Origin of the sequence: Gymnodinialimonas sp. 57CJ19 (genome assembly GCF_038396845.1) — a bacterium.
Classification (GTDB): domain Bacteria; phylum Pseudomonadota; class Alphaproteobacteria; order Rhodobacterales; family Rhodobacteraceae; genus Gymnodinialimonas.
On sequence record NZ_CP151587.1, the window covers coordinates 2792271 to 2807394 of the forward strand.

A 15124-nucleotide genomic window follows, 5' to 3' on the forward strand; every position below is an offset into this window, starting at 1 on the left:
GCGCCCCTTGATCGCAGCGGCACAGCCGCCTATGTGTTGCATGTTCCTTCGGGGACTATGGACATAAACGCGCTCGTAATAAGCGGATCGGACCCGGGGGCGGTACCCGGCGACTCCACCAAATCCCAATCTTGGGGCCCCGTCATTTGCGGGTTGGCTATGGGGTCGAAATAGGATCGACGAACGTCTAAAGGGGTTAGCTTTGTCCCGGTGAGATACCACCGTTATCGGTTCACATCGTACAGTTGCAAATGACAACCGTGCTCCGGCAATGGCTATCGCAGCGTAAGCTGTCTTAGTCGCCGACTTTAAGCCCTAACGCCTAGCCGCGTTAGGCGGGGTTCGCAGGCACCTGGCAACAGAAGCCTGCACTTTCCCTCACAGCGATGCCATTTTGCCAATGGCGATCACGCACGCTGCGTCAGGGAAAGGATGTTGCCATCGGGATCCTTGAACCAAGCGATCCGGTGTCCATCGGGCGTTGTCCACACCCCCATCGCGTCATGATTCAGCGGCTCAAAACGCTCGAACGCCACACCTTTGGAAGTCAGATCCGCCACCTCCTGCGCGATATCAGGAACCTCCCACCCGTGGGAAGTGTAGGGCGCGGGCGTGAAGGTCTGGACGATCTGTACCCGCAAAACCGCGTCGCCGTCCGCAAAAGCCAAGGCATAGGGCGACTTTTCGGTCAGCGTCAGCCCGAGAGTATCGCTGTAAAACGCCTCTGCCAGATCGGGCATGGCCGTTGCTACGAAAGAGATTGCGCGCCGGGATTGGGACATGGGGGAAGCGTCGTGCGTTTGGGGCTATGTGGCAAGATCATTCTGGCACAGCGCGGACATATAAACGCCCTTACCGGTTCCGGCAGGGCGCTTCCGTATCGTTACGTCTAAGCCGCGCCTACTCTGCAGCAGTCATCCGAATGCGGCGCGTGTTCAGCGCGTGACCGTCACGGCCCTTCAGGCCCACACGGGCGGCGGGCATGTCGGCGATGCCGTCTTCGAGTTCAGGGAAAATCGCATAAAGCTCCTCCCGCTGAGGCTCGCTCAGGACAGAGACCGTATCCGAGGCCGGGTGGAAGCTTTCGGTCTCCAGACCTTCGGAATAAATCACTTCGTGGGTGTCAAAGGCGATGTGGAAGTATTCCACGCCCTCGGCCCCGCCGTCATCGACGCGGATGTCGCGGTCGTTCACCAAGGTAAACGCGGGCGTCAGGACGCCTTCGGGGCTACCAAACAACAGATCCGCTCGCCAATCGCGGACCAAGACCCGATGCTGACGCGACAAGCACAGGTCGCGCATCGGCGTGTCCGGGCCCAATGCGCCCGCTTTGATGCGGATCGGGCGCAGATCGGGGCGCACGGCCAGTGCTGCGGCGGGCAAATGAGTGGCGCCAATCCAGCGGATCGCCTGAACGCCGTGGTCACGGGTCACGATCCGGTCGCCGACGCTCAGGTCTTCAACCGCCCGTTGCCCGGCTGGGGTCAGAATATGGGTGCCTCGTGTAAAGCAAACGAACAGCGGCACAGCAAAACCGCTAACGCTCAGCGCCTCGCCCGTGGGCTCGAAGACCGCGCGGACTTCTACATCCAACGAGTCCCCCACATTGTAGGGATAGCCCGTGACCTCGGCGCAATCTATGCGCAGACCCAGGGGCGTCTCGACGATACGCGGATCATCGGCAGGGATGGTTTCCAGCACGACGCCGTTCACCACGATTTCCACGTAGTTCAATTCCGGCAGCGGTGGGGGCGCGGTTATCAACGCCTCTAGCTGCGTCAGGTCAGTGATCTTGTCGGCCCCGCCCGTGTTGTCGAGAGCATTCAACTGCCCCAGCACCGCGCCCGAGCCAATGCCGATGGCGGTTATGTCGGCGTCAAACTCGTTCTCCAGCTCGTTCACTTCGCTGTTGGGATTGCCCCGGTTGGAGCGCCCGTCAGACAGGAACAGCACAAGGTTGTTGTCGTTCGAGGTGACTTCGCTTTCCGGGTTGTCGTCGGCATTGCCATCGGTCGTCGTGGCGCGCCATGCATCCACGACCTCGTCCAAGCCCTGCTCGAAGTTGGTGCCGCCACCCGCCGTCAGGCCATCGACGGCCGCGTCGAACGCGCTCTGCTCGTTCAGGTTGAAATGACCCAGAGTGTTGCCGTTGCTGTTGTATTCGATCAGCGTGATGGTCACGTCTTCGGGGGCGTAGCCTGCATCCATCAGGGATTGGAACACCTGTTTGGCGGCCAGTTTCTCGGCCTCCAGAAACGTGTCGTTCACGCCGTCCCCGTCCACATCAGAGCCAGAGCTGTTCGCGGTAGAGCCTGATGTATCAATCACCAGGGCCACGTTGATGTCCTGCGTCGAGGCGCCGGTTGTGATGTCAGCGCCAACTTCAAAGCTATCGGTGGCATAGGCCGGCAGCGTCGCGGTCAGGCCCACGTCGATCCCGTTTATAGTGCCGGAGTCGGACCCGGACTGTGTATCGGTAGACGAAACCATAGCGCACCCCCAGTGGCGATTGTTTCCGATATGGAAAAAGTAACTGTTTTAAAAAGATAATTAGTGGATACCCTTGAAGTAAGGGGAAAGCAATTTGCGACACGTCACAGTTGTCGTAAGTGGCGGTCTTGCGGCGGGGCTTGCGCAATTTCTGGGCAGTTGTCGGGCCTGCCGGGCAAGCTATCCCGGTGTCTGCTGCGTTCGGCACCTAAAACCGCCCGGAGCACTTGGGCCCGGGTGCTCCGCCAAACCGCGTCTTACATCCGCTGGCGAATCTTCTACAATGCCCGTGTCTGCTCAAACGATATGGCGATTGCGTAATGTCTGATACCCCTCCTTCCATCCCCTATGGCCGCCTTATGCACGAGGCCGTCTGCGGCGTGATCCGAGAGGTCTTGAACCGCGTTGCCAGCGATGGTCTGCCCGGAGAGCACCATTTTTTCATTACCTTCGATACCCGCCACCCCGATGTGGGGCTGGCCGATTGGCTGCGCGAAAGATACCCCGAAGAGATGATGATCGTGATCCAGAACTGGTACGACGATCTGGTGGTCAACCAAGACGGCATTGCCATCACCCTCAACTTCGGTGACGCGCCGGAGCGGTTGGAAATCCCATTCGATGCCATTGCGACCTTCGTGGACCCGTCGGTGGAGTTTGGCTGGCGGTTCGAGCAGTCTGATGATGAAGACGGGGACGATGATCCCACGCCGCCCTTCGGCGGGCCGGACGATTCCGATGATAAAACGGGCGATGACGGCGACAGCCAAACGCAAGAGGCAGAGGTTGTGAGCCTCGATACGTTCCGACGCAATCATTAGACCCTGCCACGCGCTCCGGCTTTCAAGGATTTCTGCCCCATGGCCTCCAGTGAATTCGCGCTCTTCATGGGGCAATTGCTGCGGCGGCCCCATCAAATAGTGGCCCTCGCCCCCTCCTCTGCCGTGCTGTGCGCCGAAATGACACGTGAGCTTGACCCCACCAGAGGCCCGGTAGTGGAGCTGGGGGCTGGCACAGGCAGTATCACCAAGGCCATTCTGGATGCCGGGATTGCGCCGGAGAATTGCCATTCGATCGAGATGAACCCGGGATTTTGCGACCGCCTCCGGTCTCGGTTTCCCGGCTTGAACGTCCATCAGATGAGCGCGGGCGAGTGCGGCACCCTGCCCCTGAGTGGTGTGCAGGCGGTGGTGTCGGGGCTGCCGCTGCTGTCGATGTCCACAAAGTTGCAACGCGATATCTTAAGCGGGTTTGCCAAGCTGGTCGCGCCCGGCGGCGACTATGTACAGTTCACCTATGGCCCCAAGCCCCCCGTGACCAAAGCGGTGCGTGATGAATTGGGCCTCACATGGCGCAAAAGCCACAAGATTTGGTGGAACATGCCCCCCGCGCGCGTGTATCGTTTTTCCCAAGAGTAAAGCTGTCGCATGGACGCCCCGGCGGGCCAAAGATAGACGGCATACAAATGCATACCGGAGACATGCCCATGACCACCACCCGCACCGAAACCGACAGCTTTGGCCCCCTGGAGGTTCCCTCTGACAAATATTGGGGCGCGCAGACGCAGCGCTCGATCATGAACTTCCCCATTGGGTGGGAAAAGCAGCCCGTGGCCGTTGTCCGCGCCCTTGGCGTGATCAAACGCGCCTGTGCTGAGGCGAACATCGCCCGTGGCAAGCTGGACGGCATCGGCGACGCGATGCTCGAGGCCGCGCAAGAGGTGATCGACGGCAAGCTGGACGACAACTTCCCGCTGGTCGTGTGGCAGACGGGCTCTGGCACCCAGTCCAACATGAACTCCAACGAAGTGATCGCAAACCGTGCGATCGAGATCTTGGGCGGCACGATCGGATCGAAAGATCCCGTCCACCCCAACGATCATTGCAATATGGGGCAGTCTTCCAACGACACCTTCCCCACCGCCATGCATATCGCCACCGCCATGACGGCGCGGGACGTGACCTTGCCCGGCCTGCGCAAGCTGCACGCCTGTCTGGTGGAAAAAGTGGCCGAGTTTGACGGCATCATCAAGATCGGGCGCACCCACACCATGGACGCCACGCCGCTTACGCTGGCGCAAGAATTCGGCGGCTACGCCCATCAGGTCCTCAAAAGCATCGAGCGTGTGGAAACTGCCCTTGGCGATATTTACGAGCTGGCCCAGGGCGGCACCGCCGTGGGCACGGGCCTGAACACGCCTCAAGGGTGGGGCGAAGAGGTCGCCGCCAACATGGCGCGGATCACTGGCTTGCCGTTTGTCACCGCTCCCAACAAGTTCGAGGCGCTCGCCGCCCACGATGCCATGGTCGCCATGTCGGGCGCGATGAAGACCACCGCCGCCGCGTTGTTCAAGATCGCCAACGATATCCGCCTGCTCGGCTCCGGCCCCCGCTGCGGCTTGGGCGAGTTGATGTTGCCCGAGAACGAGCCCGGTTCCTCGATCATGCCCGGCAAGGTGAACCCGACCCAGTGCGAGGCCATGACGCAGGTTTGCGCCCATGTCATTGGCAACGACGCCGCCGTGGGTTTCGCCGGATCGCAGGGCCATTTTGAACTTAACGTCTACAAGCCGATGATGGCCTATAACGTGCTCCAGTCCATGCAGCTGATCGGTGACGCCTGCGTGGCTTTCACCGACAATTGCGTCGCAGGCATCAAGGCAGACGTCGTGCGGATCGAGAAGATCATGAACGAGTCGCTTATGCTCGTCACCGCGCTGGCACCGACCATCGGCTACGATAACGCCACCACGGTTGCCAAGACCGCCCACAAGAACGGCACCACCCTGAAACAAGAGGCGGTCGCCTTGGGCTTCGTGGATGAAGAAACCTTCGACAAGGTCGTCCGCCCCGAGCAGATGATCGGCCCGAAGTAAGCGGCCATGGCGGACGCGCCCATCAACCTCAACCGCGCGCGCAAAGCGCGCGCGCGCGACGCGGCCAAGCGAAGCGCGGACGAAAACGCCGTGAAGCATGGCCGCACACGGGCCGAGCGTGATCTGGAAGCCGCGCGTAAGGCCTTGGCCGAAAAGCGGCTTGAGGGGCATGGGCGCGACGATGATTGACGCCCGCCCCCGCAAACGCTCCCTCACTCTGCAAGGACACCGCACCTCCGTGTCGCTAGAGGATGCCTTCTGGATCGAATTGCAAGCCATCGCGACAGACCGGGGCCTGTCGGTCAACGCGCTGGTGGCCGAAATTGATGCCGCCCGCGGCGTCAGTGCGGGGCTGGCCTCTGCCATTCGGGTCTATGTTCTGAACGCCGCAAAATCTGAGCAGCCTTAAGTCACTGTTAAGCTCGGTCCAGTAGCGTTTGCCCCATGACAGCCAATACGCCCACCGGTGATCCTTCCGAAACATGGATTGAACAGACGTTCGATTGCCCCGGCGTCCATAACGGCGGCTTGTTCCGGATCTCGGTCAAGGCCGTGAAACGGGGTGCGGGGATGGAGCGCTTCAAACAGGAACTGGATCGGCGCAAGTTTCGGGCGCTGGAAAACGACGGCAATATCGTCGTGTTTTGCAATACGTTGCCCGTGGCCATTCTGGCCTCTGGCCCCGGTCGTGGGAACCCGCCCCCCGGTGCCGCTTCAGTTACCGGCGGCTAACACGCAGCCGGATGCCATCCTTGGCCCGCACCGTCAGATAAGCGACGGGCACCGGATCATCCCCTTCGATCCGTTCAAATCGAAACGACCGCAAAAGCATCGCCAGCAACAAAACCCCCTCCACCATGGCAAAGCCCGCTCCGGTGCAACCCCTCGCCCCGGCGGAGAACGGGATAAACGCCTCGCGCATACAGGTCTTGCCATTATCCGTATGCCAGCGCCCCGGATCGAAGCCATCGGGGTTATCCCAGAGCCGGTCTTGTCGATGCAGGTGCCAAGGCGAGATCACCACCTGGCTGCCGCGCTTCACAGCCCGCTTGCGGAACGTCTCTGGGCACGTGGCCTCGCGCACCATCATGGGAACCGGCGGGTAAAGGCGCAGGGCCTCGCGGAACACATCACGGGTCAGTTTCAGTCTCGACACAACGGCGAAGTCCGCGACGTCGGGCAGCCTCGACGCCTCCTGCGCCAGTTTATCCTGCCACTCTGGGTAGCGCGCCAACAGGTACAGCGCCCACCCAAGGGCCGAGGCAGATGTTTCATGGCCCGCCAAAAAGAAGATCGCGACCTGATCGACCATTTCTTGGGTGGTAAACCTCTCTCCGGTCTCTGGATCGGCGGTGGTCATGATCTTGGTCGCCAGATCATCGGGGGCGTTCCCCGCCTCAATCTCGGCCATGCGGGTGGCGGTCATCTGCGTAATCAGGGCCCGAATGTTCCGCGCGGTTTCCCGGGTCTTGGCCCGGTGTCCGCGCGGGAGCCAACGCGGCAGAGGCACGAAGGCGGCCGCGTTCAGGATCGGTTGCGTGCGCTGATAGGCACGGAATTCGTGGAACACGCGGCCCGCGATATCAGCCTCGATGGGGAGCGAAAACAGGGTGCGGAAGATGACGTCGGCGGCCGCGTGGGACATTTCCTCTTCAATCTCCATGGGGGCAGCGGGGCCTTGCAGCCCCTCCCCCATCCGCGCCACCGCTGCTTCGCCTGCCGCCCACATCGCCGGGAACGTGTCGCGCAGGCGCCCGCCCTCAAACGCAGGATCAATGATCCGGCGCTGGCGTTTCCACGTCTCCCCGTTGGTGAGGAACACGCTATTGCCCAAGAGCGGCCGCAACCCCTCGCCCACCCGGTCCGATTTCGGAAAGTCCATCGGCCGCGCCTTCAGGACTTCGTCTACCAAAGCAGGCTCATTCACCATGTACGACCGGAAAAACGGCGTGCGGAACTCGGCCATCCAGGCGTGATAAAGCCGCGCTGGCTGCGCCGACAGGATGTCCTCGCGAAACAGCCGCATGTAGCGCCAAAGCGACACGCGATCCGCGCGCGCAGGCGGCTTTGGGGGCAGATCGCTCATGGGTCGGTAAACTTGTTCACGGGTGTCTCTATTCGGCTCGCAGAGGGCGCACGATTGGCAAACCGCGCCCCCAACGTAAGCGGCCCGGCGGTCACGCGGAAGTAGTCGTAAGCGTCTGATCTATCGGGCAAATTATCGAAGGCATTGAGGTACTGGAAATGCAGCTCGAACAGCTGCCACTTCAACGCCTTTTGCCGCGCGGCACTCAAGGTTTGCGTATAGGCGGCCGAGAGGACCAAGGGCCCCGTCTTGCCCACAGGCGCCACCCCCGACACGGCGACCGGGTCGCACAACGCGAACGAACACCCATCCCCCGGCGCGGTCACGTCCACCCAAGCCACATCCTGCGCGGCCATGAAGGCCAAATCAGCCCGCAACCGGGTGGCTTTCGGCAAGAAGCTGACCATTGGCACGACGTGCCCAAGGGTTAGCAACGACAGCTCTGGGCCGTCTTCTGGCACGCGCCCCGCCCGGATCAGATCCGCCAGAACCGACACCGCGATATAGGCGCCCGATGAATGGCCAACGACCAGAACTTCATCGACGTCGCTTTGCAAGACCTCTGCAATCCGGTCGGTGAAGGCCCGCATCCGATCCTCCTGCTCCGCCGGATACGCCCCCCAAGCTTGGGCCGAAAAGGCGTAATCCTTCATCAAATACCACGCCAGCAAGTGATCCCTTCGCGCACACCATCGCAAAAAAAGCCACGCCGTAATCGGGCCAAGCACCAGAATGGCAAACCACGCGCGTGCGCCGAAGTCGCTTTGCAAGAGCCACGCGCGCCCTTCGATCAGCGCCAAGACCTCTTCGCTGACATACATGAAGCCCAAGAACACCGCGAACCACAGCCCCCCCGCGAGGAGCGCCTGGCCAAGGAGCACCGCAACCGGGTACAGCGCCGCAATTACCGGGCCCTTGCGCAGCCGCATCAGGCGAAACAACGCCCCCGAGCTGATGTAAATCCACGCCGTGCGCAGCAATTGCCAGTAGGTCCCCGCGACGCCCGCGCTCATCCCCTTGCGCACAATATCGGCCCAGTAAAGCACCTCCAGATCGGTCGAAACCTCTGCCCCTTCGATCTGCGCATCCACGTGCCAGCCAAAACGCGCGCCCTTGGGCGCTGTGCCATTCTCGATCCGGTAGCCAGAGATGTCGGCCTGCAACGCCGCCTCGCGCCGATACCTCTCGCGATACGCACGGGGCGGCACCGGGTCGAAACCGGGGATATAGAGAACATGGCGTTTGTGAACCTGCGTCATAGGCGCAGCATAGTCCCGGATTGCGGCAGGGCTAGGGCCGATTAACCCAATTGCCCCAAGGCTGGGAAGGTTTCCAACAACCAGAAAGAGAAGGCCGAAAACGCCCCGGTCAACAGGGCCAAGCCCACGACAATCAAAAGCCCGCCCATGATCCGCTCGATCAGCACCATGTGGCGTTTCAGCCGCGCCATCAGCCCCTGCGCCCGGTCGATAAAGGCGGCCGCAATAAGAAACGGCAGACCCAGACCAACCGCGTAGACGCCAAGCAACATTGTGCCCCTCTGCACGCTGCTCTCTTGCGCCGCGATCGACAGGATTGCCCCCAACTGCGGGCCAATGCAGGGCGTCCAGCCAAACGCAAAGGCCAAGCCCAACACATAGGCCCCCAGGGTCGAGCCGCCCTTGTCGCCCGCATCCAAACGCGCTTCACGGTCCAGCAAGGGAATGCGGAAAACGCCCAGGAAATGCAGGCCGAAAATGATCACCACAACGCCCGAGATACGCGCCAGAAGGATCTGGTTCTGCAAGAAAAACTGCCCCAACAGGGATGCGGTGAAGCCCAGGAAAACAAAGACCGTCGACAGCCCCATCACAAAAAACACCGCCGCCAACAAGGCCTTGCGCCGTGACGCCCGTGCCTCGTTCTGGATATCGCTCATGGAGATCCCGCCCATATAGGCAAGATAGGGCGGCACGATCGGCAACACGCAGGGGCTCAGGAAACTCAGCACCCCGGCGGTCAGGGCCACCACCATGGCCGGCAGAATCGCGGCATCAAAAAGATCAATTCCAAACATGCCCCACCCTTATGCTGCCTACCCGCTGTCGTCACGGGGGCGCTCGGTCACATTCCCGTGGACGCCGCCCGACCGTGGCCCTATCCACGCAGACATGATTGATATCGACGCCCGCGACCTGCTCTGCCCCCTGCCCGTCCTGCGCCTGCGCAAAGCGCTGGAGGCCTCAGCCCCCGGCACCACCCTGCGCCTGCTCGCCACCGATCCCGCCGCCCTCATCGACGTGCCCCACTTCTGCGCCGAGCAAGGCCACAGCTTGCTCTCGGCCACCGAAATCGACGAAAGCACAACCGCCTACACGGTCCAAAAAAGCGCCTAGGGGGGCGACCCCAAGCGCCGCGCTCCTGCTTCATCTTGGCAAGTACAACTCAATCCGCCGCCTGCCAAAAATCCCGCCGCCCGCGTTCTCTTAGGCGCCAAAGGCCACAATTGCCCTCGGATCCCACGCCACCCGGGTCCGTGCGCCGACCTCCAGGACTTCACGCCCGACAACATTGCGCATCGAAATCCGCACCGGCCGCGCCGCGCCGTCCAATGTCACGTCGTAGTAGGTCATGTCCCCGTAGTAGACGACTTCCTCGACCCGACCCTCCGTCTCCCGCGCCCGTGTCGCGTCTCCTTCATAAAGGATCGACAAGGTCTCCGGCCGCAACCCGACGGAGCAGTCTCCCACCACAGCGCCCCCCGGCATCTGCGCAGCCTCCAACGCCACCGTGCCAAGTCCTGCTACATCCACACCATCTGCCGTTGCATGGGCGGGCAGGAAGTTCATCACCCCGATGAAATCCGCCACCCGCTTGCTGGCAGGGCGCCGGTACAGGACCTCTGGATCGTCCAGCTGCGCGATTTCGCCCTCAAACATCACGGCGATACGATCGGACATGACCAGGGCCTCCTCCTGGTCATGGGTCACGAGAACAAAGGTAATCCCCACTTCCCGCTGAAGCTTCATCAACTCCACCTGCATTTCTTCGCGCATCTTACGGTCCAGCGCCGACAAGGGCTCATCCAACAGCAAGACCTTTGGCTTCAGGATCAACGCGCGCGCCAAGGCAACACGCTGGCGTTGCCCGCCCGACAGGGCGTGGGCGGCACGGCGGCCCAAATGTCCCAGCCCGACCATCTCCAGCGCCTGCCCAATGGCACGGGTCTTTTCCGTCGCATTCATCGCGGCTCGGCGCAGGCCAAAGCCCACGTTTTGCTCCACTGTCAAATGCGGGAAGATCGCGTAGCTTTGGAACACCATATTCGTGGGCCGCAAGTTCGGCGGCACCCCGACCATATCCTTCCCCGACAGCGTAATCACGCCCGAGGATATCTCCTCAAACCCGGCAATCGACCGCAGAAGCGTCGTCTTCCCGCAGCCCGATGGCCCCAAAAGCGAGAAGAACTCCCCCTTGCCAATCTGGGCCGAGATGTCGCGCAGCGCATGGTAATCGCCGTAGTATTTGTTCACGTTCTGCAACGAGATAAGCGCGTCGGTCATAAGAACCCTCCGGCATCAGATTGGCCCGCCCGGCGCAGGCCCCGGCGGCGGAAGATATCGGCCACGATCAACAGCATGATCGACAGGGCCACAAGGATGGTGCCAAGCGCCATGACCACCGGCAGCCGTGCCGGAAAGCGCAACTGGCCCCAAAGGTATACTGGCAAGGTCGGCTCATTGCCGGACAGGAAGAAGGCGATGATAAATTCATCAAGGCTGATGATGAAGCAGATCAGCAGTGAGGCCACAATTCCCGGCGTCACCAGCGGCAATATCACCAGTCGAAATGCGCCCAAGCGCGTCTCTCCCAGATCAATCGCCGCTTCCTCCAGACTGTTATCAAGGCCCGAGAAACTGCCCTGCAAGATTGCAATCGCAAAGGGCATGCACAGCAACGTATGCCCGCCAATGATCGTATAGACCGACGTGTTCAGCCCCAATTGCATCAACACCACCAAAAGCGAAATCGCGACGATCACTTCGGGCAGCACAAGGGGCAGCATGATGAACCCCATGATTCCCGCTTTCAGGGGAAAGTCGTGGCGCGTCGCGGCGCGCGCGGCGAACAGCCCAAGGGTCGTCGACAAGATCGCCACCGACACCGCGATGATGAGTGAGTTAACCGTGGCCTCGTGGAGTGCCGGGATGTTGCGCAGCTCTGCAAACCATCCCCAGGTGAAGCCCTGCAAGGGGAAGGCAATGATCGTGCCGTCATTGAAAGCGAACACCGGCAGCAAAATGATCGGCGCATAAAGAAAGATCAGATAGAGCACGGCAAAGACGCCCAGAGCGGAAATTCTCATATTCCCCACCTCCCCTTGGGCAAGAGAACGGCAATGGCAATCGCGCCGCCTGCCATGATCGCGGCCATCAGCCCCAAGGTGCCCGCTGGCCCGAAATAGGGATCGCCGTTCAGAAAGATCCACCGCAGAGCCGCAATCTCTGCCACGGCGGCAGCCAGCGTCAAACCGGTGCCCCTTAACCCGCCGCCGATGCTGTCCGAAAGGTGGACCCAGAACCGGACATGCAATATCCCCCAAGCCAGCGTGATCGTCACGCTGGCCATCGCAAAGACCGCCAAAGTTGCCCCCATGGGGCGGTTCGACAGGTCAAAAATCTGCACATAGATCATATTGGCAATCATCGTGCCGCCCGATCCGCCCACCAGCTTTGGCGTCACGTAATCGCCCACCGTCGGAATAAACACGATCAAGACCGCCGCCAGCACGCCCGGCATCGCAAGGGGCAAGGTCACACGCAGGAAGGTCATCACCGTGGCCTCTCCCAGATCACGGGCCGCTTCCAGCAAGCTGCGGTCGATCTTCTCCAGGCTCACGAAAATCGGCAGGATCGCAAAGGGCGCGAAGGCATGGGCCAGCGTGATGACGACCGCATTGGCGTTATAGAGGATGAAAGACAGCGGCTCATCAATCAGTCCAAGTCCCATCAACGTGCCATTCACTGGCCCGTCATAGGCAAGGATCACCCGCCACAAAAAGATGCGGATCAGGTAGCTGGTCCAAAACGGGATGGTAATCAGAAACAGCCAAAGCGCCTTCTTCTGCGGACGCACGTAGAAGCTGATGAAATAGGCAATCGGGAAGGCAAGCACCACTGTCACCGCCGTGACCGAGGCCGATATCCGTAAACTGCGCAGCATCAACGCCCGGTAAAGCGGATCGGTCAGCGCCTCGGCGTAGTTCTCTAGCGTCAGCGTGCGGTCGATTGTCAGGAAATTCTGCGTCCAGAAGCTGAACAGAATGATCGTCAGCAGCGGCACCGCCAATAAAAGAACCGCATAGACCAAGGCCGGGCTGACAATAATCAACCCCTGCTTCGCGTCTTTCGACAAACCAATCCCCATTGCGCGCCGCGTCCCCTTTTCAGCGATCAGACCACGATTGCCGTTTACCACGTTAACCACAAGAGGAAGGTTTCAGGCAGCAGAATTTTACCTCACGGCGATGACCGTCAAGGCATTTTTCCCCGTGCTTGTGCGCCGGGTCAAAGGGTCTGGAAAGCTGCGGCGACAAGGGCAAGTGCCACAAGAATCAAAAGTGACACCAGCAGTGGTTTTCGGTTGTAGGCGGGTGTCGGCTCCCAGCAGGCGCCGCAGTGGGATGCCCCATATCGCATCGCGTGGTCACATCTCTTGCAGTTGAAAAAGCGCAATTTGCTCCGCCCTCGGCGAACACTTCTGTCCGTTTTCAAATACTCCGACCTGACCGCAAAAAGCGTCCAGGCACTACAAAAATATGAATATCACGTGCCGGAGTGAAATTTCCCTGCACAGTGCAACACTTTTTGCCCATAGCCGCTTGGCTCGGCCATGTCGCAATATGTTAATAATTGATTAATAAGTTCTGATTAGTCAAGAAAAGGCTAACGCCCCCAAAAGGTCCGCCAAAAGGGCCTGACCCATCGGTTAGCCACAAAAAAAGCGCGGCAGAAGCCGCGCTTGATTTGATTTTGGAGCAAAGCGATTAGCGCTTGGAGAACTGGAAGCTCTTACGGGCTTTCGCCTTACCAAACTTCTTACGCTCAACCACACGGCTGTCGCGGGTCAGGAAACCTGCCGCTTTCAGCGCGCCCCGCAAAGAGGGCTCGTAAAGTTGCAATGCTTTGGAAACGCCGTGGCGAACCGCGCCGGCCTGACCGGAAAGGCCACCGCCCTTAACGGTTGCCATGACGTCGAATTCACCTTCAACACCGGCAACCGAAAACGGCTGACGCAGCATCATCTGCAACACAGGACGCGCGAAATACGCGGGCATGTCTTTGCCGTTCACGGTGATCTTGCCGGAACCGGGCTTGATCCAGACACGGGCGACCGCGTCCTTCCGCTTGCCAGTGGCGTAAGAGCGGCCAAGCGCGTCGCGCTGGGGCTCGCGGGAGATGGTCTCAACAGCAGGAGCTGCTGCGTCAACGCCCTCGACAGAGCCTTTGAGCTCTTCGAGCGATGTCAGGGTCTCAGCCATTATTTCGCTCCCCGTGTGTTTTTGGAGTTCATCGACGCGACGTCGAGAACGATTGGATCTTGCGCTTCATGGGGATGCTCGGCGCCCGCATAAACGCGCAGGTTTGTCATCTGCTGGCGCGACAGCTTGCCGCCGGGCAGCATGCGCTTGACGGCCTGCATCAGAACCCGCTCAGGGTACTTGCCCTCAAGGATCTGACCGGTGGTGCGGGACTTGATCCCACCCGGGTAGCCGGTGTGCCAGTAGTTGGGCTTGTCACGCTTGTTGCCCGTGACCTGCACCTTGTCGGCGTTGATCACGATAACATTGTCGCCCATATCCATGGACGGCGTGAAAGACGGCTTGTGCTTGCCGCGGAGACGCATGGCGATAACAGACGCGAGACGGCCCAACACGACGCCTTCGGCGTCAATGATGATCCATTTCTTGTCGATATCCGCCGGCGTGGCAGAGAAGGTTTTCATGGTGTATTTCCTTACGGGTAGATGCGTTACGCACCCAAGAAAAACAATGGAGGGCAAGCCCCCCGAACATTGGATGTCTTCTAAGCATTGTTGCGCCCGCGTCAAGGGCAGCCACCATCACAAAACGATGCAAAAGCAATGCCTTACAATTAAGGTATTATTTTACCCCATACTTTCGCGCCCCTTTCACGGCAATTCCACCGCCATTCCCACCAATGAGCCTCTTTTCCCCCTTGCAGCCACCGCGGCCTCGCGCCCATCTTCGCCCCATGACCCACACGCCCAACACACCGCCCCCCCAGACCGCCCCGCACCTGACCCACCAGGGCCGCGAGACCTACGCGGGCACGCACCTAATCATTGATCTGCACGATGCGCAAAACCTCGATGACCAAGCCCTCATCGAACAGACCCTCCGCCACGCGACCAAAGCCACCGGCGCCACGCTCCTGCACATCCATTCGCACCGCTTCTCTCCCCAGGGCGTCACCGCCATGGCGATCCTCGCGGAATCCCACATCTCCTGTCACACATGGCCCGAGATCGGCTACGCCGCCTTCGATATCTTCATGTGCGGGGCCACCGATCCCCACGCCGCCATCCCGATTCTGAAGGCTGCCTTCACCCCCGCCCACCTAGATCTCAAAGAACTGCACCGCGGCGCCCCCAAAGACTGAGGCTCCCCCTTC

Annotated in this window: 17 protein-coding genes, 1 other RNA gene and 1 pseudogene; 9 read left to right on the forward strand and 10 right to left on the reverse strand. The window is 60.8% G+C overall.

What is annotated here, in order from left to right; all coding sequences use genetic code 11:
• The first annotated feature begins 3 nt into the window (after nt 1–3).
• Nucleotides 4–373, forward strand: a transfer-messenger RNA (tmRNA) gene (gene ssrA / locus AADW23_RS13725).
• Between the two features lie 34 nt (nt 374–407).
• Here ssrA and AADW23_RS13730 read toward each other — a convergent pair.
• Nucleotides 408–782 (reverse strand): VOC family protein, encoded by a 375-nt coding sequence (locus AADW23_RS13730; protein WP_341861509.1) that lies wholly within the window; start codon nt 780–782, stop codon nt 408–410.
• 118 nt (nt 783–900) lie between these two features.
• On the reverse strand, nt 901–2490 hold the full coding sequence (locus AADW23_RS13735) for a Hint domain-containing protein (protein WP_341861510.1): 1590 nt from the start codon (nt 2488–2490) through the stop codon (nt 901–903).
• Between the two features lie 320 nt (nt 2491–2810).
• Between AADW23_RS13735 and AADW23_RS13740 the strand changes: the two genes are divergently transcribed.
• The 6 genes from AADW23_RS13740 (at nt 2811) to AADW23_RS13765 (ending at nt 6097) form a co-directional block, all read left to right on the forward strand.
• The gene (locus AADW23_RS13740; RefSeq protein ID WP_341861511.1) at nt 2811–3311 is read left to right on the forward strand and encodes a ClpXP protease specificity-enhancing factor SspB; all 501 of its coding nucleotides are present in this window, start codon (nt 2811–2813) and stop codon (nt 3309–3311) included.
• Between the two features lie 39 nt (nt 3312–3350).
• Complete coding sequence (locus AADW23_RS13745) at nt 3351–3908, forward strand: methyltransferase domain-containing protein (protein ID WP_341861512.1); 558 nt, start codon at nt 3351–3353, stop codon at nt 3906–3908.
• Nucleotides 3909–3976: 68 nt separating this feature from the next.
• On the forward strand, nt 3977–5365 hold the full coding sequence (gene fumC, locus AADW23_RS13750; protein ID WP_341861513.1) for a class II fumarate hydratase: 1389 nt from the start codon (nt 3977–3979) through the stop codon (nt 5363–5365).
• A gap of 6 nt (nt 5366–5371) precedes the next feature.
• Entirely contained in the window at nt 5372–5554 is a 183-nt protein-coding gene (locus AADW23_RS13755; protein WP_341861514.1) for a DUF4169 family protein, read from the forward strand.
• Nucleotides 5547–5774 carry a ribbon-helix-helix domain-containing protein gene (locus AADW23_RS13760; RefSeq protein ID WP_341861515.1) on the forward strand — a complete coding sequence of 76 codons (228 nt, stop codon included), beginning with the start codon at nt 5547–5549 and terminating at the stop codon, nt 5772–5774. The genes AADW23_RS13755 and AADW23_RS13760 overlap by 8 nt, the downstream gene beginning before the upstream one ends.
• Before the next feature lie 35 nt (nt 5775–5809).
• The gene (locus tag AADW23_RS13765; RefSeq protein WP_341861516.1) at nt 5810–6097 is read left to right on the forward strand and encodes an N-(5'-phosphoribosyl)anthranilate isomerase; all 288 of its coding nucleotides are present in this window, start codon (nt 5810–5812) and stop codon (nt 6095–6097) included.
• Here AADW23_RS13765 and AADW23_RS13770 read toward each other — a convergent pair.
• From AADW23_RS13770 to AADW23_RS13780, 3 genes are read right to left on the reverse strand one after another with little or no spacing between them, the layout of a single operon-like run.
• Complete coding sequence (locus AADW23_RS13770) at nt 6084–7451, reverse strand: cytochrome P450 (RefSeq protein ID WP_341861517.1); 1368 nt, start codon at nt 7449–7451, stop codon at nt 6084–6086. The two genes, AADW23_RS13765 and AADW23_RS13770, sit on opposite strands and share 14 nt — an antisense overlap.
• Nucleotides 7448–8710, reverse strand: coding sequence for a hypothetical protein (locus AADW23_RS13775; protein ID WP_341861518.1), 1263 nt, complete (start codon nt 8708–8710; stop codon nt 7448–7450). Before AADW23_RS13775 ends, AADW23_RS13770 begins: the two co-directional genes overlap by 4 nt.
• Nucleotides 8711–8751: 41 nt before the next feature.
• Nucleotides 8752–9507, reverse strand: coding sequence for a cytochrome c biogenesis protein CcdA (locus AADW23_RS13780; RefSeq protein WP_341861519.1), 756 nt, complete (start codon nt 9505–9507; stop codon nt 8752–8754).
• Between AADW23_RS13780 and AADW23_RS13785 the strand changes: the two genes are divergently transcribed.
• Complete coding sequence (locus tag AADW23_RS13785) at nt 9506–9826, forward strand: sulfurtransferase TusA family protein (protein ID WP_341861520.1); 321 nt, start codon at nt 9506–9508, stop codon at nt 9824–9826. The genes AADW23_RS13780 and AADW23_RS13785 overlap by 2 nt on opposite strands.
• 90 nt (nt 9827–9916) lie before the next feature.
• Here the strand turns inward: AADW23_RS13785 and AADW23_RS13790 are convergent, their stop codons facing one another.
• The 5 genes and pseudogenes from AADW23_RS13790 to rplM form a co-directional block, all read right to left on the reverse strand.
• Entirely contained in the window at nt 9917–10993 is a 1077-nt protein-coding gene (locus tag AADW23_RS13790) for an ABC transporter ATP-binding protein (RefSeq protein WP_341861521.1), read from the reverse strand.
• The gene (locus AADW23_RS13795; RefSeq protein ID WP_341861522.1) at nt 10990–11796 is read right to left on the reverse strand and encodes an ABC transporter permease; all 807 of its coding nucleotides are present in this window, start codon (nt 11794–11796) and stop codon (nt 10990–10992) included. The genes AADW23_RS13790 and AADW23_RS13795 overlap by 4 nt, the downstream gene beginning before the upstream one ends.
• A 248-nt stretch (nt 11797–12044) precedes the next feature.
• A pseudogene (locus AADW23_RS13800) lies at nt 12045–12857 on the reverse strand (ABC transporter permease); the annotation flags it as partial.
• Nucleotides 12858–13476: 619 nt separating this feature from the next.
• Entirely contained in the window at nt 13477–13971 is a 495-nt protein-coding gene (gene rpsI / locus AADW23_RS13805) for a 30S ribosomal protein S9 (protein WP_341861523.1), read from the reverse strand.
• Nucleotides 13971–14435: a 50S ribosomal protein L13 gene (rplM, locus tag AADW23_RS13810; protein ID WP_341861524.1), complete on the reverse strand. Its 465-nt coding sequence runs from the start codon at nt 14433–14435 to the stop codon at nt 13971–13973. Before rplM ends, rpsI begins: the two co-directional genes overlap by 1 nt.
• A gap of 269 nt (nt 14436–14704) precedes the next feature.
• Between rplM and speD the strand changes: the two genes are divergently transcribed.
• Nucleotides 14705–15112, forward strand: a complete 408-nt coding sequence (gene speD, locus AADW23_RS13815; protein WP_341861525.1) for an adenosylmethionine decarboxylase — start codon at nt 14705–14707, stop codon at nt 15110–15112.
• Nucleotides 15113–15124 lie beyond the last annotated feature (12 nt).